The 22,229-nt window shown below is 37.9% G+C and carries 23 protein-coding genes; 14 read left to right on the top strand and 9 right to left on the bottom strand.

The window, feature by feature from the left end; genetic code table 11:
• Window positions 1–813 precede the first annotated feature (813 nt).
• The 3 genes from hisA to RIV7116_RS05645 form a co-directional block, all read right to left on the bottom strand.
• Window positions 814–1,584: a 1-(5-phosphoribosyl)-5-[(5-phosphoribosylamino)methylideneamino]imidazole-4-carboxamide isomerase gene (hisA, locus tag RIV7116_RS05655; RefSeq protein WP_015117313.1), complete on the bottom strand. Its 771-nt coding sequence runs from the start codon at window positions 1,582–1,584 to the stop codon at window positions 814–816.
• 66 nt (window positions 1,585–1,650) lie between these two features.
• Entirely contained in the window at window positions 1,651–1,947 is a 297-nt protein-coding gene (locus tag RIV7116_RS05650) for a DUF3593 domain-containing protein (protein WP_015117312.1), read from the bottom strand.
• Between the two features lie 197 nt (window positions 1,948–2,144).
• Window positions 2,145–2,483: a DUF2499 domain-containing protein gene (locus RIV7116_RS05645; RefSeq protein ID WP_015117311.1), complete on the bottom strand. Its 339-nt coding sequence runs from the start codon at window positions 2,481–2,483 to the stop codon at window positions 2,145–2,147.
• A 248-nt stretch (window positions 2,484–2,731) separates the two neighbouring features.
• Here RIV7116_RS05645 and csaB point away from each other — a divergent pair, with 248 nt between their 5' ends.
• Both csaB and RIV7116_RS05635 read left to right on the top strand, forming a co-directional pair.
• Window positions 2,732–3,769 carry a polysaccharide pyruvyl transferase CsaB gene (csaB, locus tag RIV7116_RS05640; protein ID WP_015117310.1) on the top strand — a complete coding sequence of 346 codons (1,038 nt, stop codon included), beginning with the start codon at window positions 2,732–2,734 and terminating at the stop codon, window positions 3,767–3,769.
• 150 nt (window positions 3,770–3,919) lie between these two features.
• Window positions 3,920–4,258 carry a DUF6745 domain-containing protein gene (locus tag RIV7116_RS05635; RefSeq protein WP_052330793.1) on the top strand — a complete coding sequence of 113 codons (339 nt, stop codon included), beginning with the start codon at window positions 3,920–3,922 and terminating at the stop codon, window positions 4,256–4,258.
• Between the two features lie 522 nt (window positions 4,259–4,780).
• Here the strand turns inward: RIV7116_RS05635 and RIV7116_RS05630 are convergent.
• The 3 genes from RIV7116_RS05630 to RIV7116_RS36820 all read right to left on the bottom strand — a co-directional run bounded on the left by RIV7116_RS05630 (window position 4,781) and on the right by RIV7116_RS36820 (window position 6,195).
• Complete coding sequence (locus tag RIV7116_RS05630) at window positions 4,781–5,503, bottom strand: rubrerythrin family protein (RefSeq protein ID WP_015117309.1); 723 nt, start codon at window positions 5,501–5,503, stop codon at window positions 4,781–4,783.
• 314 nt (window positions 5,504–5,817) lie between these two features.
• Window positions 5,818–5,979, bottom strand: a complete 162-nt coding sequence (locus tag RIV7116_RS36825; RefSeq protein WP_232435766.1) for a hypothetical protein — start codon at window positions 5,977–5,979, stop codon at window positions 5,818–5,820.
• Window positions 5,980–6,195: a hypothetical protein gene (locus RIV7116_RS36820; protein ID WP_052330792.1), complete on the bottom strand. Its 216-nt coding sequence runs from the start codon at window positions 6,193–6,195 to the stop codon at window positions 5,980–5,982.
• Between the two features lie 225 nt (window positions 6,196–6,420).
• Here RIV7116_RS36820 and RIV7116_RS05620 point away from each other — a divergent pair, with 225 nt between their 5' ends.
• Entirely contained in the window at window positions 6,421–7,725 is a 1,305-nt protein-coding gene (locus tag RIV7116_RS05620; protein ID WP_015117308.1) for a serine/threonine-protein kinase, read from the top strand.
• Between the two features lie 62 nt (window positions 7,726–7,787).
• Window positions 7,788–9,143, top strand: a complete 1,356-nt coding sequence (locus RIV7116_RS05615; protein ID WP_015117307.1) for a serine/threonine-protein kinase — start codon at window positions 7,788–7,790, stop codon at window positions 9,141–9,143.
• 105 nt (window positions 9,144–9,248) lie between these two features.
• Here RIV7116_RS05615 and RIV7116_RS05610 read toward each other — a convergent pair whose 3' ends face one another.
• On the bottom strand, window positions 9,249–9,506 hold the full coding sequence (locus tag RIV7116_RS05610) for a TIGR03643 family protein (RefSeq protein ID WP_044291545.1): 258 nt from the start codon (window positions 9,504–9,506) through the stop codon (window positions 9,249–9,251).
• 174 nt (window positions 9,507–9,680) lie between these two features.
• Window positions 9,681–10,478: a peptidoglycan editing factor PgeF gene (pgeF, locus tag RIV7116_RS05605; protein WP_015117305.1), complete on the bottom strand. Its 798-nt coding sequence runs from the start codon at window positions 10,476–10,478 to the stop codon at window positions 9,681–9,683.
• A gap of 88 nt (window positions 10,479–10,566) precedes the next feature.
• On the opposite strand from pgeF, the gene RIV7116_RS05600 reads away from it, so the two are divergent.
• Window positions 10,567–11,382 (top strand): biotin--[acetyl-CoA-carboxylase] ligase, encoded by an 816-nt coding sequence (locus tag RIV7116_RS05600; RefSeq protein WP_015117304.1) that lies wholly within the window; start codon window positions 10,567–10,569, stop codon window positions 11,380–11,382.
• A 96-nt stretch (window positions 11,383–11,478) separates the two neighbouring features.
• The gene (locus tag RIV7116_RS05595) at window positions 11,479–13,221 is read left to right on the top strand and encodes a M23 family metallopeptidase (protein ID WP_015117303.1); all 1,743 of its coding nucleotides are present in this window, start codon (window positions 11,479–11,481) and stop codon (window positions 13,219–13,221) included.
• Between the two features lie 107 nt (window positions 13,222–13,328).
• On the opposite strand, the gene RIV7116_RS05590 is transcribed toward RIV7116_RS05595, so the two are convergent.
• Window positions 13,329–14,009 (bottom strand): riboflavin synthase, encoded by a 681-nt coding sequence (locus RIV7116_RS05590; protein ID WP_015117302.1) that lies wholly within the window; start codon window positions 14,007–14,009, stop codon window positions 13,329–13,331.
• A 344-nt stretch (window positions 14,010–14,353) separates the two neighbouring features.
• Here RIV7116_RS05590 and RIV7116_RS05585 point away from each other — a divergent pair, with 344 nt between their 5' ends.
• The 8 genes from RIV7116_RS05585 (at window position 14,354) to RIV7116_RS05550 (ending at window position 22,202) form a co-directional block, all read left to right on the top strand.
• The gene (locus RIV7116_RS05585; RefSeq protein WP_015117301.1) at window positions 14,354–14,857 is read left to right on the top strand and encodes a bifunctional nuclease family protein; all 504 of its coding nucleotides are present in this window, start codon (window positions 14,354–14,356) and stop codon (window positions 14,855–14,857) included.
• A 171-nt stretch (window positions 14,858–15,028) separates the two neighbouring features.
• A complete protein-coding gene (locus RIV7116_RS05580; RefSeq protein ID WP_015117300.1) occupies window positions 15,029–16,159 on the top strand; it encodes an aldo/keto reductase in 1,131 nt (376 codons plus the stop codon).
• Between the two features lie 108 nt (window positions 16,160–16,267).
• Entirely contained in the window at window positions 16,268–18,064 is a 1,797-nt protein-coding gene (locus RIV7116_RS05575; RefSeq protein ID WP_015117299.1) for a DUF262 domain-containing protein, read from the top strand.
• A 63-nt stretch (window positions 18,065–18,127) separates the two neighbouring features.
• Complete coding sequence (locus RIV7116_RS05570) at window positions 18,128–18,394, top strand: hypothetical protein (RefSeq protein ID WP_015117298.1); 267 nt, start codon at window positions 18,128–18,130, stop codon at window positions 18,392–18,394.
• On the top strand, window positions 18,387–18,728 hold the full coding sequence (locus RIV7116_RS05565) for a type II toxin-antitoxin system PemK/MazF family toxin (RefSeq protein ID WP_015117297.1): 342 nt from the start codon (window positions 18,387–18,389) through the stop codon (window positions 18,726–18,728). Before RIV7116_RS05570 ends, RIV7116_RS05565 begins: the two co-directional genes overlap by 8 nt.
• Before the next feature lie 85 nt (window positions 18,729–18,813).
• On the top strand, window positions 18,814–21,384 hold the full coding sequence (locus tag RIV7116_RS05560) for a U32 family peptidase (RefSeq protein ID WP_015117296.1): 2,571 nt from the start codon (window positions 18,814–18,816) through the stop codon (window positions 21,382–21,384).
• A 41-nt stretch (window positions 21,385–21,425) separates the two neighbouring features.
• A complete protein-coding gene (locus RIV7116_RS05555) occupies window positions 21,426–21,656 on the top strand; it encodes a DUF433 domain-containing protein (protein ID WP_015117295.1) in 231 nt (76 codons plus the stop codon).
• A 33-nt stretch (window positions 21,657–21,689) separates the two neighbouring features.
• Complete coding sequence (locus RIV7116_RS05550) at window positions 21,690–22,202, top strand: DUF1993 family protein (RefSeq protein ID WP_015117294.1); 513 nt, start codon at window positions 21,690–21,692, stop codon at window positions 22,200–22,202.
• The last annotated feature ends 27 nt before the right edge of the window (window positions 22,203–22,229 follow it).

The raw sequence follows: 22,229 nt of genomic DNA, 5'->3' as shown, positions 1-22,229 counted from the left end.
TTTGAGGTTGCTTTCTATTACTAATATACTGTGCAAAGCCTAGTTCTCTTCTTTTTGGTCTACCGTAATTGGGTACTTTTTTTCTTTTTCTTGAAGCCATAATCTTTCTCCTTGTTAATTTGTTTAGGTTTGTATTGTTTTTCTTATCTCTGTATTTATCTACATTGTCTCTAGTTTGATTCCAGAAAGAAAGTAATGTATTTTTTATGCTTCCATTTTTGATTAAGTAGGTTGGTGTTGAAAATTGTAATTAGGGCAAGGCAGTCGGCAGTCGGAGTAAGGGTTTAAGGCTAATTTACATTCTGTTATATAGGTATGTTTTTTTCTGCCTACTTACTTAATTACTGTTTCTAGAGACGAAAACAGAGACGCATTTACAGCCTCTCTGTATAGGAAACCCAATTTTTTTAAGTTCAATATTTATATTTGAAAATTATAAACATTGATTTATACATATAGATTTATTTAGTGTTAATTGTGAATTGTAATTCCTTACCACTTTGAATACAGGAATAAGGATGACGAATCCGGAAATATAGTAAGAGATTAATTAATTTGTTATTTTTCTTAACTTTTTTGTTATCAAAGATATTTATAAATGGTTCATTCATCCACCCTACATTATTCTCAAAACCCTCTCAGGTTAGGGATATGGCGTATATATCTCTAAAAAATCCGATGTTTCCTGCTAATTTAACAGGCTGGGAGGGAATAAAATAAAAGCCGATAAAAAACCCAACAACAAACCCGGTTTTTCCAAAAAACCGGGCTTATAAAAGTTAGTGATAAATAAAAAATATTGCTATATAGTTATCAAGCGAAGGTTGAAAAACCACTAGGTGGTATATCTTGAATTCGTCCATCACCTACCGCTCTTACTGCTTCCCGAAGAGAGATATCACCAGTATATAAAGCACGTCCGACAATCGCAGCAGTTACACCTTGAGGTTCGAGCGCTAACAAACTCAATAAATCCGTCACCGAACTGACTCCACCAGAAGCAATAATTGGAATATCAACAACAGCAGCTAGTTCTCGTAAAGCATCTAAATTGGGGCCACTAAGAGTACCATCGCGGTGAATATCGGTGTAAATTATCTCTGCTGCTCCAAATTCCTGCATTTGCACAGCGAGCTGAGTTGCTAAAACCTCCGAAGTTTCCAACCATCCGCGAGTTGCAACTTTACCATTACGAGCATCAATACCAACGATAATTTTTTGAGGAAATTCTTCAGCAAGTTCTTGCACTAATTGGGGTTGTTCAACCGCAACAGTTCCTAAAATTGCCCATTCCACACCAATATTAAATAATTGTTGGACGCTTTCCTTGCCGCGTAACCCACCACCAACTTCCACAGGTATGGAAACTGCATTCACAATAGTTTCAATTGCCGATAAATTGACGACTTTGCCAGCTTTAGCGCCATCTAAATCGACAACGTGTAACCTCGTAGCACCTTGCTCAACCCATTGTTTAGCAGTATCGGCGGGATTTTCGCCAAATACCTCAGATTTTTCGTAGTCACCTTGATAAAGCCGCACGCAACGACCATTTAATAAATCAATTGCTGGAATTACTTGCATTATTAGTTGATAGTGGTTAGTTGATAGTGGTTAGGAGTTAAAAATTAAAAGCATAAACTTTAACCTTTAACCTTTAACCTTTGACTTATTTATTATTGCTTGACGAAAGCCTATTACAACTAAAATATTTGACAGGGTTAAAAATACTTCTGCGCTTCCGTGTAGCCAATCAACGTTTGCTAAGGTTTCACCGTAATGTACTTGTGCGTAAATACCTGCTGGAATGGTCACGGCTACAAATACTAAAGTACCGTAAAATCCATACAAAGCTAATTTTGGGGTTTCGGGGGTGCGAGCGATAAACCATAAAAAGCCTAAGTATGGAAATAATGATAATGCGAATAAGGTTTCTTTGGAAATCATATTAAACAGCGAGCAGTCAGCAGTTGACAGTGAACAGTGAACAGTTATCAGTTATCAGTTATACAATTTTGGATTTTAACAATGGATTTTCTTCGCAACGGATGTTTTGAATTTTCGATTGTTTATTAATAGTTAGGAATTATAAATTGCTTATTTCTACCCCTCTTCCCCCTCTTTGCTAATTCTTAATATCAGGATTATTCTACAAGTTCTTGGGAGGCTTGATTTGTTTCGGTATCGTTTGTTTTGGTAGAGCTATATATCCACCAAGCTGCGACAAAAAGGGTAAAGTTACCAATTACTGTCATGCTTGCTTGTAATGTTACCAACCATTCGAGAGATGGGGAATTCTCGAAAAAGTGCCAAGTGCAAGCACACATGGCGCTAACTAATGCAGGTAACATACCGAAAGATAAAGCTCCCCAAGCTCGATTGCCTATGACTTCGCCGTATTTCCAAATTAACCATATCGCGGCAATCCATTCTATAACGCTGGAAACGTGAATTATCCAAGTGGGAATTGAAAGTGCTTGCATATCAGTTATCAGTGAACAGTGAACAGTTATCAGTTACTAGTTACCAGTCATGATTTCATAGTTTGTGGTTCATAATTCCTAATTCCTAACTTTTAACTCCTAATTCCTAAGTTATTTTCACGAAACTTGTTGCGGAGGTGTCTTGTTGTGTGCGTCGATTCGTGGGAAATACATGATGGTGGAGAATAAATATTTTTCCGTTTATTAATCCCAAATCAAAAATCCAAAATCCAAAATCCGAAATAATTATGCGTGCTTTATTATCTGGATATTACGGGCAAGGAAATGGTGGTGACGAAGCTTTGTTGGCTACGCTTTTACAAATGCTTCCGTCGTCGGTGACTCCTGTGGTTCTTTCTGGTAATCCCGAAGAAACTCAACAGCGTTACAATGTTGAGGCTTGCGAGCGTAAGGCTTTTAATACGGTTATGGAGTCTTTGCGTTCTTGCGATGCTTTTATCTGGGGTGGTGGTAGTTTAATTCAAGATGTCACTAGTGCTATTAGCCCATTTTACTACGCCGGTTTGATGGCGATCGCTCAAAAAAGAGGCATGAAAACCGTGGCTTGGGCACAAGGTATTGGTCCTTTGAAACGTAATGCTACTAAATGGTTAGCTCGTCAAAATTACATTGGCTGTACTGGGGTGAGCGTTCGCGATTCGGTTTCTGCTGCTTTACTGAGGGAATGGGAGGTTAACCACGTTTTAGCTCCCGATCCAGTTTGGGCGCTTGAATCTGTTTCTACACCTGGTATTTGGAATACTCCGGCTCCGAGAGTTGCTGTTACTTTACGCGCTCATCCCGAACTTACACCAACGCGGTTGGGTAATTTAACTAAGGCTTTGGTTGACTTTCAAAAGGCTACAGAAACTTTTATTTTGCTGATACCGTTTCAAAAAAGCAAAGATTTGGATATTGCACAAGCAATTCAACCAGCATTAAAAGATGTCAGTAAAATTATCACAGTAGAAGAACCGACTGTATTAAAAGGAATATATAACGGTGTCGAAATGACGATTGGGATGCGCTTGCACAGTTTGATAATGGCTGCAAGTCAAGGAAGTCGTTGTTTTGCGTTGAGTTACGATCCCAAAATTAATCGGTTGATGGAAGAATTGGAAATACCGGGATGGGATATTGATAAGTTACCCGATGATGCGAATGCGATGAGTATGGCTTGGATTGAGCATTTTGCCAATGGGGAGGCGCTTTCGGACGATAGAATTAAGTTTCTTACGGATAGGGCTTTGATACATAAAGAGGTTTTGCAGAAAGCTTTGACGTGAAGTGTAAAACCTCACCCCAACCCTCTCCTTTTGGTAAGGAGAGGGAGAAATGAGTTTCAACGCAAAGGTACGCGGAGGTTTGCTGAGGGGATATTTTGTCTGTGTGTTAAGAAGGAGCAGTGATGTTTTTATTTACTGTTTGCTGTTTGTTTGTGGTGCTTTGGGATATCGGGATTAAATCAACATCAATCTTTTAGGTTATTAGAAGAAAATAATACTGAATTGCGTGGAATTTTAATTCAAGCTATTGGTTACAACCGTATTTGTGATGAATTAAAAGCGATTCAACTGGATTCTTTTCGCGAATATGACTTAATCAAAATTGATGCCGATGCTGATGTGGAACCGATAGTATTACTGAAGATGATTTGTCCTAGCACCGGATATACTCATGTTTTGCGGGTTCCCCCCAGTATGGAATCTGCACGTGAAGCGATAACTTGGATAAATTGGGGTGTAGATCCTTTATATTTCGCTGTGGAAAGCTAAATCTTTGAGGAGATGTGAAATTTTACGTCTCTATATGAGCTTTATAAATTGCACTTTAGCTAAAATTTCTTATGATTAAGCCAAAAATCAAACGTAAAATGCCAAAGTGCATCCAATGTCGCTTTTACCAAGGCAATTTTATTGTCTGCAAAATGTATCCTAATGGCCCCGAAGATAAATCATGTCCTCACTATGCACCAGATCCGGATATATATTTAAACCAAGATAGGAGCAATAATTCGAGGTTTAATTCTTAAAAAACTAATGAATCAAGAAAATTTTTAATCACAGTCGGTGAAAAACTAAGTTCTGTAGAGCAAGATTGTCAGTTATCTGATTAATTATTACTTCTTGAAAAAACTGTTCATAAAAATACAGAAACCCGGTTTTTCTGAAAAACTGGGTTTCTATATATATAACGCACTATGTCAATCAATTGCTGCGTGACAACATTCGGCAAATTGTTTGATTATGCTCGGTAATTTATAGTAGCCGTCATATACCCTACAATTAAGCTGTTAATTATGCAGCAACCGCAGCCTCTTCTTGTTCGTAAGGCATAAAGGTTTTCTTGGTAGCGTTACAGATGGGACAATGCCAGTCTTCAGGGATGTCCTCGAAAGCTGTTCCCGGTGCAATTCCTGAATCTGGATCGCCAACTACGGGGTCGTATATCATCGAACATTGACGGCAAATCCATTTCTGTGTTGCGGGGTCGCCACTAGCTTTCTTTTCTGGGGCTGTTTTACCATCTAGGGCTTCTAGTGCGATAGTGTACTGACGAGCATGATGGTGTTCGATGCTAGTTAGTAAACCAAAGTTGTGAGTAGCTTTACGGAACATGTCGGCGTGTTCGCGAGATTCTTCTTCCTGGGTTTTAAACTCTTCTTCAGCTTTTCCATCTCTATCAGCACGCGCTTGTTCTGCAAAACCTGGATACATAGTTTCGTATTCGTAAGTTTCACCTTCTACTGCCAATTCCAAACAGCGAGATGCTATAGCTTTCTTTTGTTCTTCGGTTAAAGAATCAACATCATCAACTACCAATTCCGGATGCATTAACCGAAAGTGAGCAAAAGCGTGTTCTGTTTCTTGATTCGCTGTATCCTTAAAAAGCTTGGAAAGTTCTTTCATTCCTAACTGCTTAGCCACTTCGGCGAAGAACAAATATTTCCGATTCGCCATCGACTCTCCACCAAAAGCAGCTTCTAAGTTGTTCGCTGTGTTGGAATTTGATAAATCCATCCTATGCAACCTCTCTTTAATAATACGCAGACAAGATTACTGTTTTAGCATCACTCGTTAAGCGTAGTCGTTATGAATTTGATTATAACTTAAACGAAGTCGTTATGACTAACTTTAATGAAAATTTATTGTTGGCAGGAGGGAGAAGAGGAGGAAGAGGGGAAAGAATAATTTAAAACTTTGACCTTTAACCTGACTAACTGCTGAATTGTTGCTCCATGCCAAGCTGGAATATTTAAAGGTTTGATGTGGTCGGATAATACTTGCTCTAAAGTGAGTGAACCATAATCACTGCCGGGAGTGCATCCGGGACATTAACCGAAAATGAAACCGCTTATCTGATTTAGGACACCAGCTAATTTGAGATGGGGTAGAAAACGGTCAATGCGGTAAATATTTTCGCCGATTTCTTCTAAAAATAAAATTGCTGCTTTTAAATTGGGCAGATAAGGAGAACCTACCAAAGTAGAAAACACCTAAAGGTTCCCATCAATCAATTTTCCTGGGATTTTTGCGGGGTTGATAGTACGAATACGATATTTAACTTGCATCAAACGATCGCGATCGCTTGCGTCTTTGTGATTTTTGAATATTACTTTTTCTCCAGCGAATAAAAGCTTACGGAAAGATTCAGTTTGCTGGGTTCCGTTTTCAGAAAATTGCGACGAGTGAACATAGGATTTAAATGTCAATTTGATTACTTAAATCCTTCAACGGCATAAGTTTAATTACTCAATAGTAAAGGTTAGGGGATTAAAAAATTCAAGAGAGGGGGAAGAGGGGGGTAGAAATAAATAATTTTCTGAGTGTTAACTGATAACTGCTCACTGTTTGCTGGAATCTGTATTTCCGCTGTTGTAGCTAATTTGAAAACTAATTTATAACCGTCTTTATATCAGAAGACTCGGAATAACTGTATGAGAAATGAAAAACAACGTGATTTTTCCGAAGAAATTATCAAAAAAGGTTATGAAATTCAGCGACAGTTAGCAAAGAAAGCGGGAAGACGTACTTTATTAGCGAAAGATTTAAATTCTCAGGAATTGGTTGTCATAAAATTACTGGCTTTTGGTAATGATTTTTCTTGGGAAGATTTGAAATTATTTGAACGGGAAGCCCAGACTCTACAAACTTTACAACATCCGGCAATCCCAAGCTATGTTAACTACTTTGAGTTAGACGGAAAGAGTGGCAAAACTTATGCTCTAGTTCAAAGCTATATCGAAGGTGAATCTTTAGAGGAAGTTTTGAAAGCAAAGGGAAAGCTTACGGAATCGGAAATTATAAATATTGCTAAATATTTGTTAGAAATACTGACATATTTACATCGCCGCCAACCGCCTTTAATTCATCGCGATATTAAACCCAGCAATATTATTTTGGCAGAGCATCCTTATTTAGTAGATTTCGGTTCGGTACAAACATTGGCAAGTAAAGGCGGTCAAACCGTAACTGTAGTGGGGACTTACGGTTATATGCCACCCGAACAATTTGGTGGTGCGGCAACTGCGGCTTCCGATTTGTATAGTTTGGGAGCTACGTTAATAACTTTGGCTACGGGTATTCAACCTGCGGATTTACCTCAAGAAGATATGCGGATTGCATTTGAGAAGGTTGCAAATTTGACACCTAGTTTTGCGGAGTGGTTGGGATGGTTGATTGAGCCGAGTTTGGATAAACGTGCTTCGTCGGCAGAAGTTGCACTAGAAGCTTTGGAAACGGGAAAGCTTATTAAAGCAGAAACCGAAAAGGTAATTCAGTATAAGCGAGTTGGTACTGTTAAATTATTTTGGCATATTATGTGGCGCAGTCTCTGTGTGGGAGGTGGAGTTGTTATAACTGCTGCTGCAATTTACGGTACTGTTTTTTTTCCGATAATTGGTACTTATTTTGGAGCAATTTTTGGCGGATTTGTTGGTGTACCTCTAAGCATAGGAAATGGCTTATTAGTAGGAATTATTACTCGTGTGTTTTTCTATCCTTTAAAAAATTCTTTTTATTATCGTCGTATAGCTGTTTGGCTTAGTATGTCGATTTGTACTGCCGCAGGTGTGATTGGCTTCAGCATACTAAATGCAGGTACTTCGTTGTTTGGCTCAAAACACTTTCAAGTAATACTTTTTTCCATATTTGTTCCTGCTGTTATATCTGGATTAAGTATGGGTGTAGCTACTAAATCTTTTGCTCGCTGGTATGATACACAGTCTCGGCGAAAAAATTAATTTTAGATTTTTATTTTCTGTTCTTACTACAAGTAAATAATTTATAAAAGCAAAATTGCTATATGGTGAATCAAATTTTAAATGAACGCTATCAAGTTCAGCAGGAATTAGGTAGACAAACGGGAAGAAGAACTTTTTTAGCTGAAGACTTACAAACGCAAAAGAAAGTTGTTATTAAAATATTGTTGTTAGGACAAGATTTTGATTGGCAAGATTTAAAGCTATTTGAAAGGGAAGCGCAAACCTTAAAAACTTTGAATCATGCTAATATCCCTAGCTATCTGGATTATTTTGAACTAGATTATGATGACGATAAAGGTTTTGGTTTGGTACAAACTTATGCAGAAGGGCAAACTTTAGAACAACATTTACAAGCAGGAAGAACTTTTAGCGAAGATGAAGTTAAACAATTAGCTAAATCATTACTTGAAATTCTGACTTATTTACATCAACACGAACCACCTGTTATTCACCGCGATATTAAACCCAGTAATATTTTATTAACAAATCGTTCTGGTAATAGTGCCGGAAAAGTTTATTTAGTAGATTTTGGTTCGGTACAAACTGTTGCTGCAACCAATGGTGGGACAATTACTGTAGTTGGAACTTACGGTTATATGCCACCCGAACAATTTGGTGGTAGATGTGTTGTTGCTTCTGATTTATATAGTTTGGGTGCGACTTTAATCTTTTTAATTACGGGTTTGCATCCAACAGAATTACCTCAAAAAGATTTAAGAATTCAATTTCGTCAAACAGCTAATTTTAGTGAAGAGTTTGCTGATTGGTTGGAATGGATAACAGAACCAAGTGTAAGTCAAAGATATAAATCGACGCAAGAAGCAATAAAAGCTTTAGATAATCCTTTACCTAGAAAAAAGAAAAATTTATCAAAGCAAAAATTAGAGAAGCCACCGAGTAGTGAAATTAAATTAAATAAATATTTAGATAATTTAGAAATTGTTATCCCATCTCAAGGTTTTGGATTTGCTCAAATTGCTTTAATTGCTCTTGCTGCTCCAGTAGCTATTGGATTATTTATTTTCACCGTTGACGAGCCATCTGTATTACATCCTACAATTTTTTTAATGCAATTTCTCGCATTAATATTGATTGTAATTACTATACTTTGGTCATTATTCAAACGCACCCGGATACAAATAAGTAAAAATCATATCTCATCTACATATGAACTACCAGGATTTGACTGGAAATCTAAAATTCAACAGATTAGACAAAATCAATATAAATTGGAATTGACATCTCCGCATTTAATCGAAATCGGAGTGAAACCCGTATTATCTTTAACTGGAAAACAAAAAAAATTTTGTATTAGCAGGTACGGTAATTTTACTTTGGAAGAATTGGAATGGTTAGCACAAGAAATTAGTAATTATTTAGATATACCTATTTCTTAGGTTTAGGGAATTAGGCATAGTTAGGTGAAAAAAGGAGGTAGTTAATTCGTAATTTATAACTTTTAACTCCTACCTCCTAACTCCTAACTTAATACCTTTAACCTCTCAAGTCTTTTGATTATCCGACTTAAATCTTCCCTCTACAAAATCGCGCTTTTGTAAATGCTTGGTATTGCGTCCTGTAACCCTTTTACGCCACATCCGAAAGCTAGATTCTTTCATGTAGCGGCGCATGATAGCAATGACTTCTTTTTCACTCAAACCAAATTGAGTTTCAATTGCTTCAAACGGTGTCCTATCTTCCCATGCCATTTCAACTATGCGGTCGATAGTTTCTGTACTTAATTCTGGTGATTTACTCATGATATTAGGGAATGGGGCATTGGGCATTGGGCATAGAAAAAATTTTGTTAGATGCTCTGCTAGTAGTGCAGATAGTTTGATAACTCATAACTCATAATTCATAACTCATAATTCCTAACTCCTAACTTCTAACTTTTTCCCAATTCCTATTACCAATTACCAATTACCAAATAATTACATACTGACAATTCCAGACCACTGAACTTTTCCTTCTTTAGCGCGACGGTGAGAGAAAAAGTTTTCTGGATTTTGGTAGGTACAATATGGTGCGAGGGAAATTTGTTCGGGACTGATTCCTAAATGCTCTAGTTGTATAGCGCTTACTTGACGCACATCGATACGGACTTTTCCAGGTTCTGAATCGGCAATTAGGGGAGAATTATCTATCTCTTGTAAGCCTTTGATGATGTCTGTTTCGTCTGCTTCTGGTATTAAAGTCGAACCCAATTTTGCTGCAACGTCTTCGGATACTTGATAAACTTTTCCTTCAACAGATGGTCCCATTGCAATTCTCAAATCTTGGAGCTTGCTTCCTTGAGACTGCATCCGATAAATGGCTTGAGGAACTATTTTTTCCGCCGTACCTCTCCATCCTGCATGAGCGGCTGCTACTTGTCCGGTTTTTATATCGCCGATTAATACAGGAGTGCAGTCTGCGCTCGCAGTCCATAAAGCTTGTAAAGCTTGTTCGCTAATTAAACCGTCTGCTTTGGCAAAGGTTTTTTCACCGACTTGCTCTACTTCATCTCCACCTACGGTTAATAGGTGTTCAATTTCCTGTGGGGTGAGAACCTTATTGCCGTGTACTTGCTTGAGACGGTAAGATGAAGCCTCTGGGTGAAGTATTTTGGTCATATCTTCAAGATTGTGAGACCAGAACTGTTGGGTAAAGAAGCCGTGAGGAAATTGTTCGAGCAGACTACAACTCAAATATGGCAATTCCTGCCAACTGCGCCAGTGCCAAGTATGCATACTAGTTTACCTTTTTAGTTTTTCTATTAATAAAAATCAATTTAGCCAATTCATGCTAGCTTGAATAAGCAATTTTTGGTTAGTAACTGTGGTATTAAATAAGCAAAAGCTGCAAGCAGTTCTTTTGACAGAAGGTAAAAATACTGACTTACCTTTTAGCTTACATATTTTTGAAAGTGTCGCTTCAACCAACAAAACTTTGTGGGAATTGCTTAGTCAAAAACCCGGTTCGGAATGTGTAGTAATTGCAGCCGAACAAACTGCCGGAAGAGGACAATGGGGTCGTCAGTGGCTATCTCAAAAAGATGGATTGTATCTTTCTTTCGGTTTTGCTCCTAAATTAGATATAAATTTAGGCTATCAGTTAACTTTAGCAACAGCATGGGGGATTGCCGAACAATTAAGAAAGTATGGGATTGATGTTGAAATCAAGTGGCCTAACGATCTAGTGTTAGATGGTCGTAAGTTAGGTGGAATTCTTACTGAAACCAAAGTAAGTGGCCGAAAAATTACTCAGGCAGTTATTGGAGTGGGAATTAACTGGAAAAATCCGGTTCCTTCTACTGGGATTAATTTACACTCCCTGAAAGAACGAGGAAATCCAATTCAAATTTCTTGTTTAGAAAAATTAGCTGCTGTGGTTTTGCTCGGAATACATTCCGGTATAGAGTGTTTGGAGAGAGAAGGAGTCAATATATTATTGTCTCGCTATATCAAATTACTTTCTAATATGGGCGATAAAGTTTACGTTAACGATGATTTTTCTGGAACCGTAGTCGGCGTTACTGCGGCAGGGAATCTTCATCTTCATAAGTTATCACCAAACACTTTATCTGTAACACCTGCATCTATTTTCCTCCAGCCCGGTACAATCAGTTTAGGGTACCGTAAATATAAGGATTAAATTGCCACTTCTTATCCAAAATTTTAAATTTGGACGAGGATTTTACTGAGATTATCTGATTTGTCATAGTTACACTACGAAGATTATTTAAACACAATGACGCAGCGCAAAAACTCTGCCCATAACAATTCGCAATCCGCGTGGCAACGGTCGCTACCAGCCCAAAGCCTTTGTTGGCTTGGTAGTTTTAGCTTACTAAGCAGCGGCTTTGTAGTTGCTCAAACAACTTCGGGAATAGACAATATTGTTCCTGTGAAATCTTCACAGGCAAGCAGTATCCAAAAAGCAGCACAAGGAAAAGCTGTTATTATCAGTGGCGCTCCGACACCGGAGCCTGCGAGACCTAAAGTTGAATTTTCTAAACGTCGAACCAGACTTAAACAAAGGTTATCGGGTAAGAAATCGACCGCTTCCCCAGCTGCGAAAAAGCCCGCACCAAGAGTCAAGGTTACAACTAATAACAAAAAAAAGAGTACTTTAAGAACTAGACTAAAGCGTTCCCGCACTAATTCTGTAGTCGTCAAACTCAAAAAGAAAGCGCCAACTACCCGTCAAAGAGTAGTTATCAAGAAGAATTCGACTAGATTGAAGCCTAGCGCGCCAAAAACTCGTATTGCTTCACCTCAAAAGCCTCGGACAATTCTTCCCAGAACTACTACCGTAAGAAAGCCAAAGAAAGATTACAATAACGCTTTAATTGACCCGACTAATTACGGTAAAAAATATCAAGCGCCTAATTCTGTAGTTATAACAGGACGCAATAACGGCTGTAGCTCCGTTGCAAGCGGACAAGGAATTTCTGGTAACTGTGGTGCTTCTAGAAGTCGAACTCGGGTTAGCTCCAAGAAAACAAATCCTGCTAAGAAAACAACACCTAGCTGGCTAAAAGCGAGTCAAAACGCTTCCATTGCCTCTGTTACTTCTCCAAGAAGTGTTACTGCAAAAACCAAGACAGCTACACAATCTCCTAAAACAGTAAGCTCAGCAAAAGTAAAGAAAACTGTATTGCCTGCAAAATCAGCAGCTAATACTTATCGCCCAACTAACACTATTAAGCGTGTTGCTTCGGTGACACCGAATGTTGTCAAGAAAGCAGTTAAATCTGCTACTCCATCGATTCGTACTAATACTGCTAGAGTAGCTTCTCGTAGAACTCCCAAGCAGGCATATAGTTCTAATCGTTTTATTCCACAACCAAGTAGCTTTACTCCCCAGACTACAGTTAGCAAAGAAGCTATAGCACCAAGCGGTGGAATGCTACCAGCGCCAATCATGGCCAACAATACCGCACCTCGTCCTAGTGCTGTAAATTACGATATCCCTCTGGCATCTGCACTACCAAAAGTTACTTACCAACGCGCTGCTTATAATCCCAACGGATTAGTATTTCCTCTTTCCGTACCTTCTGCAATCAGTTCCGTATTTGGCTGGAGGCAACACCCAATAACTGGCGATCGCCGTTTTCATTCGGGTATAGATATTGCAGCAGCTAGTGGAACTCCAGTTCTGGCAGCTTATTCGGGACAAGTAGAAATTTCTGATTGGGTAAGCGGTTACGGTTTAACCGTTATATTAAATCACAACAGCGCCCAACAAACACTATACGGACACATGTCCGAGCTATTTGTTCGCCCCGGTCAGTGGGTAGAACGAGGAAGCATTATCGGTCGCGTAGGAAATACAGGTAATTCTACTGGACCTCACCTACACTTTGAAACACGCCAGCTAACTCCTAACGGTTGGGTAGCTACAAATCCAGGAGCGCAATTACAATATGCGCTCAATCAGTTCCTACAGTCTTTACAGACAGCACAAGTCACCGAAGACTCTGGTAGCTAAGGAAGAAAAAATATAAGGTAACAAAGGGACAAATGGTCAAGGAAAATTTTAGCCTTTGACCTTTGACCTTTGACCTTAATTGCTCTTAACGCCCTGTTCCCTATTTCTTACAAATACCCATGCTGGGCTAAGAATGTAGGTGTAATTTCATTTTGGAGGGATTCTGATGAAACGGGATTATTTTCCTTACCAAAATAAATAAATTTTTCTACGTATTTTCCGAGAATATCACCTTCTAAGTTTACCGAACTACCAGCAACCAAATCGCGAAGATTTGTTTCGGCATACGTTACCGGAATTACCGCTACCTTAAACTGAGAGATTTCCGGCTCATATTCAGCTACAGTAAGGCTAATACCGTTGATAGCAATACTACCTTTAGGTACTATATAGCGGTCAATCGTATCAGATGCGCTAAATGTCATTTCCCAAGAAGTCGCTGTTTGTTCGGCATAAATTAACTTACCAATACCGTCAACGTGTCCCATCACAAAATGACCGCCAACTTTACTACCAACTCTTAAAGAAGTTTCTAAATTAACGTAATTCCCTTGGTTTACCGCTTCTCCCAAAATTGTGCGGCGCAAAGTTTCTGGGGAAGCAGTGGCGACAAAACCGTCTTTAGTGATATCTTCTACGGTCAAGCAAACTCCATCTACTGCTACGCTATCACCATAAGCTAAGTCTTGCATGATTGCCGACCATGAAGAGTCCTGGCTAGTAATTTGCCAAGAATCCCCCCCTAGGGGTCTCATCGTTCCTAATGCTTGAATTATTCCTGTAAACACGGCTTTTTTGTGCGACTAACTCTATATATTGCTTATTTTCAACTTAAATTAATTAGTAATTCTGCCATAATTTATTATTGCTAAGTATAAATAGTCACCTTTGAATGTATAAAGCCATAAACGTATTTATAACGAAGACAGGGCAAAAGGGGGGTAAGTAGACTATTGTAGAACCAATAAGGTTAGAATAGCCGAGCGGTGTTCATGACATGGCGGGGAGTTCAATATAAACAATTATAGAAACATATTGACTTATGTTTAAGGTTTTTCTAATTTGCTCAGGCAATAGTATTATTTGTTACCAAACTTATCGAAGCGCTCAAAGGAATGTAGAGGCATAGCCGATGATAGAAATGAAAGTTGCTGGTATAGCGTTGGATGCAATTACTCGCAGTCCGATAGTACTTTTAAAAGATGCAACAGACCGCCGTGCTTTGCCAATTTATATTGGTCAAGAGCAGGCAAAAGCGATTATGGCAGCACAAGAAAATCAAAAAGCTCCTAGACCTTTAACTCACGATTTAATAGTGAATATTTTAGAGGGGTGGGATATGGTTTTGGATAAAGTGGTTATTCACTCCCTGCAAAAAGACACCTTTTATGCATCTTTAATTTTAAAGCAAGGTGACACTCATAAGGAAATTGATGCTCGTCCTAGTGATGCGATCGCCGTTGCGTTGCGTACAAATTCACCAATTTGGGTAATGGAAGAAGTGGTTGCAGAAGCTTCAATTCCGGTGGATAGGGATGCAGATGAAGCCGAAAGAGAAGCCTTCCGGGAATTCGTTTCTAATCTCCGTCCAGAAGATTTAATCAAGCGTTTTGGCGATAGTACAAGTAATAGTTAGAAAAGTTATGAGTTTTAAGTTACGAGTTAAGAGTTAAGTTAAAGGGCGAAAAGTACTCTTGATGGCGGTATATGAGGGCGGAAGTTAAGAGGTAAAATACTTATTCGATACACAGTTTTTACAACTCTGGCTCCTAACTCCTAACTCCTAACTCCTAACTTGATACAAAAGATGCAATACCGACGCTTCGGGAAAACAAATCTACGTTTATCAGTGTTTTCCTTGGGAACGATGCGCTATCTGGCTTCACCTGTAAATGCAAGAAGAACTATTAATGAAGCAGTAGCACAGGGAATTAATCATATAGAAACTGCTAGTGGTTATGGTAAAAGTGAGGAGTATTTGGGTGAAGCGTTAAAAGCCCGATTGTCTGTATCCCGCAACCAACTGCATATCACTAGTAAAATTCCACCCACAGTTGATGCTGATACCATGCGTCGGTGCATCGATGAATCTTTAGAAAGATTGCAGCTAGATTATCTTGATTGCTTGGGTATTCATGGTTTAAATACATGGCAGCATCTTGAGTGGGTACGGGCTGAAAATGGCTGTATGCAAGCAGTACGGGAAGCAGTAGAGTACGGTAGAGTACGTCACGTCGGTTTTTCTACTCATGCGCCCTTAGAAATAATCTTGGCAGCGATAAACACAGATTTTTTTGAATTTATCAATCTGCATTATTACTATTTTTTTCAGCGTAATGCTGCTGCGGTTAAGTTAGCAGCAGAAAAAGACATGGGTATTTTTATAATTTCTCCTGCCGACAAAGGAGGAAGATTATATACACCACCAGAAAAATTAGAAGAATTAACTTATCCGTTTTCTCCCTTAGAATTAAATTATCGTTTTTTACTCAGTGACAAGCGCGTAACAACATTGAGTATCGGTGCTGCGAATCCTGAAGAATTAATTGAACCGTTAAAAGTTGCCAATAACGACGGGGAATTAACTTTAGAAGAAATTTCGGTATTTGAAAAATTAGAAAAGCATCAAAATACAGTTTTAGACGCTGAAAAATGCAGTCAGTGTTATGAATGCTTACCCTGCCCCGAAAATATTAACATTCCCGAAGTATTGCGACTGCGGAATTTAGCAGTTGCTTATGAGATGGAAGATTACGGGAAATATCGCTACGGAATGTTTGAAAATGCCGGACATTGGTTTCCGGGAATGAAGGGTAGTCGCTGTACCGAATGCGGGGAATGTTTACCCAAGTGTCCCGAGGAGTTGGATATTCCCGCTTTGTTGAAAGATACCCATGAGAGATTGAAGGGGAAAGAAGGGAGGAGATTGTGGGAGTGAGGGGGATTTGGATGTTGGATTTTGGATTGTCTTCTATTTTACCCAACTTGTTTAACTTACTTAGCTAATATATATTCTATGTAAATACTATTATGTAAAATTTCAATCATGTCGAATTCTTCAGTTCAATTTTCTCCGTCTTCTGTCCAAAAAGAGCTTTCTATCAGAAGCGAACCTATACAACGAATTTATAACTTTTATATTAATAATATTTTTTACGTTAACAGAAGATATCAGAGAAAATTAGTCTGGACAATTGAGGAAAAGAGAGCATTTATTGACTCAATACTACAAGGTTTCCCTGTACCAATAATATTATTAGCCCAAACAGATAAAGAAGGTAAATCTGTCTTTGAAATTATAGATGGAATGCAAAGGTTAAATGCAATAACATCTTTTATAGAAGGTGAATTTGAAATTGATGGTAAGTTTTTTGATCTAGCAACAATGGTCGAGTCTAAATCTTGTTTTGATCAAGGAATAGTTAATCAAAAAACACCAATACTAGAACGAAGTGTATGTGAAGTTATAGCTAGTTATGTAATGCCGCTTTCAGTTTATTCATTTAATGATGAAGATAAAATTGATGAAGTATTCAGAAGAATTAATTCAAATGGTAAATATTTGTCTAGACAAGAACTAAGAACTTCTGGGGCAACAGCTTATTTTCCTGAACTAGTTAGAAAAATATCTAGTGAAATAAGAACAGATATCTCAGCTTCGGATATACTACTTTTAAATGATATGAAATTAATAAGTATAACGAATAAAGACCTTGAATATGGAATCAAGATTGATGATATTTTTTGGGTTGTAAATAATGTTTTAACAAAAGAAAAGTTTAGAGAGTCTAACGATGAAGAAATAGTCGCAGATTTAGTTGCTTATATGGCATTACCAGAAGTCACAGGAAGCAGTTCCGAAAGATTAGATGAATTTTATGGAGTAAAAGGAAGCTCAAAACAAGAAGAAATTGAAATAGCACTCCAAAAAATTAATCCGGAAAAAATTAGAGAAAGATTTTTAAAGGTATATGACCAAATACGTCAGATTCTAGATGAATCGAAGTGTAGATTTAGTGAATTGATATTTCCACGACCACTGCAAAGTATGCCTCGCTATTTTCAAATAGTTTTTTTAAGTATTCATGATTTGATGTTTAAAGAAAATATGGAAGTAAAGAGCTATAAAATACTTGTATCAAAATTAAAAAATATAGGTCAACATATTACAATAACAACAGGAGGTAACTGGAGTGCGAAAAACAAAAATACTAATATAAGTGCGGTTATAGGCATTATAAAAGATGCATTTAAAAAGAAGAAACAGGCAGATCCTGCTACTGATAGTTGGTTAACTGAATTTGAAACACTATTAACACAATCTAAAACAGAACAAACTCTTTTTGATTTCAAACAAGGCTTTACAAGATTAGATGGAAAAGGAGAATTCGATGAAGCTAGTTTTAGTAAGATAATCAAAACTCTTACTGCTATGGCTAATCATTCTTGTAGTGCAGTTGGATATATATGTGTTGGGGTAGCTGATAACGAAGCTGATGCGAAAAGAATAGAGAATTTATATTCTATTAAGAATGTTGAATACAATAAATTTAAAATTACAGGTATAGGTCATGAAGCTACGAGACTTAAAGGTAATCTTGATAATTTTTTCAAATGGTTGATACAAAAAGTTAAATCTCAACCTATTGAGCAAGCAGTAAAAGATAATATTGGCACAAACATTAAGATTGTTAATTATTACAGCAAAGATGTTGTAGTATTTTCTATAAAGGGTGGTAAAGCTCCTGTAATGTATGACAATAGGTATTATCAGCGAATTGGTGCAAACGTTGAAGAAGTTGAACCAGCAGGATACTTAGAGTTTTTTCTTAAATTTTCTTAAATCATAGTCTCTTTTCTTCTACCTTCCTGACTCATAATTAAAATAAACCTTCTTCAAGTACCTATGGAAACTAGTCAAATCATCGAAGTACTGCCAAACCTTAGTATTAGCGAACGCTTACAAATAGCTGAAGCTGCTTTGTTATTAATTAGCAAAGAACAAGATTCACTTACAAAAGAAGAACAAAAGCACCAGTTAGCTTTGGCTGCTATGACAGCAATTGCTGATTATGCTCCAGAAGGAGAATTAAATATTTTTACTGCTATTGATGGGGAAGAATTTTACGAATATTCAGATAATGAGTTAATTGAGAAGCATACTCATGAATAGAGGTGAAATCTGGTTAGTTAATTTAGATCCAACAATTGGTAAGGAAATTAATAAAACTCGTCCTTGTGTCATAGTAAATGATAATGCCATCGGTATTTTACCTTTGAAGGTAATTGTACCAATAACCGACTGGAAGGAAAGGTTTGCAATTCGTCCTTGGATGATTAAAGTTGAACCAAATACTGAAAATAGTTTGGTAAAAGTGTCTGCGATTGATACGTTTCAAATTCGCTCTGTTTCTGAAACGAGATTAATCAAACAGTTGGGAAAACTTTCAGATACACAAATGGAATTAGTTTCACAAGCATTAGCTATCGTTTTAAGCATTGTTTAAAATGACTTAATACTTAATCAAAGTTTCTTTCCCCACCACCAACGCTACAATCACAATGGTGTAATCAAACTGCTTCCAATCCGCTATGACAACCAACTCCCCACAAATACCCGAACTTCTCGCTCCTGCTGGTAACTGGGAATGCGCGAAAGCTGCTGTAGAAAACGGTGCTGATGCGATTTATTTTGGTTTGGATAAGTTCAACGCTAGAATGCGTGCGGAGAATTTCACGGAAGCGGATTTACCGGAATTAATGCAGTTTCTTCACCTCCGTGGAGTTAAGGGTTACGTTACTCTCAATACTTTGATTTTTCCCCAAGAATTAAAACAAGCACAGCGCTACATAAAATCAATTATTGCTGCTGGGGTTGATGCGGTTATCGTTCAAGATGTCGGAATTTGTCGTTTAATTCGCCACATTTCACCCGACTTTCCCATTCATACTTCTACGCAGATGACGGTAACTAGTGCGATTGGGGTGGAGTTTGCGAAGGAGCTTGGTTGTAATTTGGTTGTATTGGCTCGGGAATGTTCGATTAAGGAAATTAATAAGATTCAGCAGCAGACACAAGAAAGTTCCTTACCCTTGGAAGTTTTTGTTCATGGTGCTTTGTGTGTTGCTTATTCCGGACAATGTCTAACTTCCGAAGCTTTGGGAGGACGTTCCGCTAACCGTGGTGAATGTGCCCAAGCTTGCCGGATGACCTACGAGTTAATAGCAGATGGTGAAACAATAAATTTAGGCGATCGCAAATATTTATTGAGTCCTCAAGATTTGGCTGGGCTTGATGTTCTACCGGATTTAGTAAAATCCGGCGTTAGTTGTTTGAAGATTGAAGGACGTTTAAAGTCGCCGGAGTATGTTGCGAATGTGACTAAGGTTTATCGCGAAGCATTGGACGGGTTAAAGGTTGAGATCCCCCCTAGCCCCCCTTATAAAAGAGGGGAAAAGAAAGGGGAGAAAAAAGCCCCCCTTCTTAAGGGGGGTTGGGGGGATCGAGAAAAATACAATCTCGAAATGGCGTTTTCTCGGGGAATTTATACGGGATGGTTTGAGGGAATTAATAATCAAGAATTGGTTCACGCTCGGTTTGGTAAGAAGCGTGGAGTTTATTTAGGAGAAGTTAAAAGTATTAACAAAGAAAAAGTAACAATATCATGTAGAGACGTTATACATAACGTCTCCATCCCTATTAAACCCGGTGATGGTGTGGTGTTTGATTGCGGACACCCGGAAGCTAAGGAGGAAGGTGGCAGAATTTATGGGGTGGAAAATCAAGGTAAGGATGTTGTACTCAGCTTCGGGAAAGGTAATTTAAATTGGCGACGAATTCATGTTGGTGACAAGTTATGGAAAACTTCAGATCCGGAACTGGATAAGCAGTTAAGACAAAGTTTTGCAGGGGATAAACCAAAGCTTCAGCGTCCGATTGATATAGAAGTACATGGGGAAGTTGAAGGAAATTTAATTGCAATTGCTCGCGATGAAATTGGCAATTTAGTAAAGGTTGAATCTGGGATTGTATTAGTAGAAGCGCATAATAAACCTTTAACAACAGAAAGATTAACAGAGCAATTCGGACGTTTGGGTAATACTCCTTTTTATTTAAAAGATGTGACAAATTGCATCAATGGTGGATTGATGTTGCCAGTCAGCGAATTAAATAAAATGCGTCGGGAAATTGTTACGAAATTGGAAGAATTGAGAAGTCAGCCTAAGAGATGGGTCATTAACGAAAATGCTTCTTTGAAAAATTTACTTCCTTCTATTGATTCAAATTCTATAATTTCCGATTCTGCAAACTTAATTGTTTTAGTTAGAAATTTAAATCAATTAGAAGCAGCATTAAAAACTGAAATTAAAACAATATATTGCGAATTTGAAGACCCAAGAAAATATCGCGAAGCAGTTGAAACAGTTAAAAAATCTTCTCCCCCCCTCTCCCCATCCCCCAATCCCCCCCTCCTATTTGTTGCACCTCCAAGAATTACAAAACCTTCTGAAAATTGGATTTTACAGCAGGTAATTAATTCTAATGCTGATGGTTATTTGATTCGGAATTATGACCATTTAAAATTCTTTGCGGATGAAAGATGTATTGGGGATTTTTCGTTAAATGTTGCTAATTCCTTAACAGCGGATTATTTCAAAAATCGCTTTCATTTAGAACGTCTCACCGCATCTTACGATTTAAATATTCATCAACTCCAAGATTTATTAAAAACCTCCCCTCCCGATTGGTATGAGGTGACAATACACCAACATATGCCGATGTTTCATATGGAACATTGTGTATTCTGTGCTTTTCTTTCCGAAGGTACCGACTTCCGCAATTGTGGAAGACCTTGCGAAGAATATGAGGTAAAAATAAAAGATAGAGTCGGAACCGAACACGTTTTACAAGCCGACGCTGGTTGTCGGAATACAGTATTTAACGGTACTCCTCAAACTGGTGCGGAATACGTACATAAGCTTTTGGATTTGGGTTTGCAGAATTTTCGGATTGAATTTGTCAATGAAAAGCCTGAAGAAGTTGAGCAAACAATTTATAGATATCAACAGTTGCTTAATGGTGAAATAAAAGGTTCTCAATTGTGGAGAGAATTGAATTTACAAAGTCAGTTGGGTGTGACTCGGGGAACTGTTGGAAACTAATGTATTTATTTATTAAAATATAAAAAATTGATATCTATTAAATGAAAACATTAACTAGAATTACCTTTAACCCAGAAGTAATGGGAGGTAAACCTTGTATTCGAGGAATGCGCGTCACTGTGGGTACAATTGTTGGCTTGATGGCTTGCGGACATACTCCAGAAGATATCCTCAAAGCTTATCCCTATTTAGAATCTGAGGATATTTACGAAGCACTTTCTTACGCTGCATGGCGTACAGAAGAGGTAGAAGTACCTATTGCTATTTCATGAAAATTTTAATTGGTAATTACTAGGATAAAATTCATGACAATTTCGATGTATCAAGCTTGTGTACCTCCACTTATTCACTCGCTGAATAACCTCGTAGCGATTCTTGAAAAAGGTGCTGCTCATGCTGAAGCTAAAAATATAGACCCTTCTGTACTGATTAATAGCCGTTTGTATCCGGATATGTTCCCTTTAAGTAAGCAAGTTCAAATTGCTTCAGACGTTGCTAGAAGAGGTGCAGCAAGATTAGCGGAATCGGAAGCACCAAACATTGAAGATAATGAAACAACTTTTCCCGAACTAATTGCTCGTCTTCAAAAAACCACTTCTTACTTAGAAACTTTAACACCTGATGTCATTGATGGCTCGGAGGAAAAATCGATTTCTCTTCCAGTTGGTAAAGAGACTATGACGTTTGAAGGAATGCCTTTTTTACTTTACTTTATTCTGCCCAACGTCTATTTTCATGTCACCACTGCTTATGACATTCTCAGACATTGTGGAGTAGAGCTAGGTAAAAGAGATTTTCTCGGAGCACCTGAGTCTTAGAGAAATCCTAAAGTAAATGGAGGTATT

This window comes from Rivularia sp. PCC 7116 (assembly GCF_000316665.1).
In the GTDB taxonomy this organism is placed as follows: domain Bacteria; phylum Cyanobacteriota; class Cyanobacteriia; order Cyanobacteriales; family Nostocaceae; genus Rivularia.
The sequence above is the reverse complement of the archived record's forward strand: the minus strand, read 5'-3'. Positions and strand labels throughout refer to the sequence as shown.

What these genes read in the sequence shown, in the direction of transcription:
- hisA (WP_015117313.1), bottom strand. Translation starts at nt 1,584, where the DNA reads ATGCAAGTAATTCCAGCAATTGATTTATTAAATGGTCGTTGCGTGCGG.
- RIV7116_RS05650 (WP_015117312.1), bottom strand. Translation starts at nt 1,947, where the DNA reads ATGATTTCCAAAGAAACCTTATTCGCATTATCATTATTTCCATACTTA.
- RIV7116_RS05645 (WP_015117311.1), bottom strand. Translation starts at nt 2,483, where the DNA reads ATGCAAGCACTTTCAATTCCCACTTGGATAATTCACGTTTCCAGCGTT.
- csaB (WP_015117310.1), top strand. Translation starts at nt 2,732, where the DNA reads ATGCGTGCTTTATTATCTGGATATTACGGGCAAGGAAATGGTGGTGAC.
- RIV7116_RS05630 (WP_015117309.1), bottom strand. Translation starts at nt 5,503, where the DNA reads ATGGATTTATCAAATTCCAACACAGCGAACAACTTAGAAGCTGCTTTT.
- RIV7116_RS05620 (WP_015117308.1), top strand. Translation starts at nt 6,421, where the DNA reads ATGAGAAATGAAAAACAACGTGATTTTTCCGAAGAAATTATCAAAAAA.
- RIV7116_RS05615 (WP_015117307.1), top strand. Translation starts at nt 7,788, where the DNA reads ATGGTGAATCAAATTTTAAATGAACGCTATCAAGTTCAGCAGGAATTA.
- RIV7116_RS05610 (WP_044291545.1), bottom strand. Translation starts at nt 9,506, where the DNA reads ATGAGTAAATCACCAGAATTAAGTACAGAAACTATCGACCGCATAGTT.
- pgeF (WP_015117305.1), bottom strand. Translation starts at nt 10,478, where the DNA reads ATGCATACTTGGCACTGGCGCAGTTGGCAGGAATTGCCATATTTGAGT.
- RIV7116_RS05595 (WP_015117303.1), top strand. Translation starts at nt 11,479, where the DNA reads ATGACGCAGCGCAAAAACTCTGCCCATAACAATTCGCAATCCGCGTGG.
- RIV7116_RS05585 (WP_015117301.1), top strand. Translation starts at nt 14,354, where the DNA reads ATGATAGAAATGAAAGTTGCTGGTATAGCGTTGGATGCAATTACTCGC.
- RIV7116_RS05580 (WP_015117300.1), top strand. Translation starts at nt 15,029, where the DNA reads ATGCAATACCGACGCTTCGGGAAAACAAATCTACGTTTATCAGTGTTT.
- RIV7116_RS05575 (WP_015117299.1), top strand. Translation starts at nt 16,268, where the DNA reads ATGTCGAATTCTTCAGTTCAATTTTCTCCGTCTTCTGTCCAAAAAGAG.
- RIV7116_RS05570 (WP_015117298.1), top strand. Translation starts at nt 18,128, where the DNA reads ATGGAAACTAGTCAAATCATCGAAGTACTGCCAAACCTTAGTATTAGC.
- RIV7116_RS05565 (WP_015117297.1), top strand. Translation starts at nt 18,387, where the DNA reads ATGAATAGAGGTGAAATCTGGTTAGTTAATTTAGATCCAACAATTGGT.
- RIV7116_RS05560 (WP_015117296.1), top strand. Translation starts at nt 18,814, where the DNA reads ATGACAACCAACTCCCCACAAATACCCGAACTTCTCGCTCCTGCTGGT.
- RIV7116_RS05555 (WP_015117295.1), top strand. Translation starts at nt 21,426, where the DNA reads ATGAAAACATTAACTAGAATTACCTTTAACCCAGAAGTAATGGGAGGT.
- RIV7116_RS05550 (WP_015117294.1), top strand. Translation starts at nt 21,690, where the DNA reads ATGACAATTTCGATGTATCAAGCTTGTGTACCTCCACTTATTCACTCG.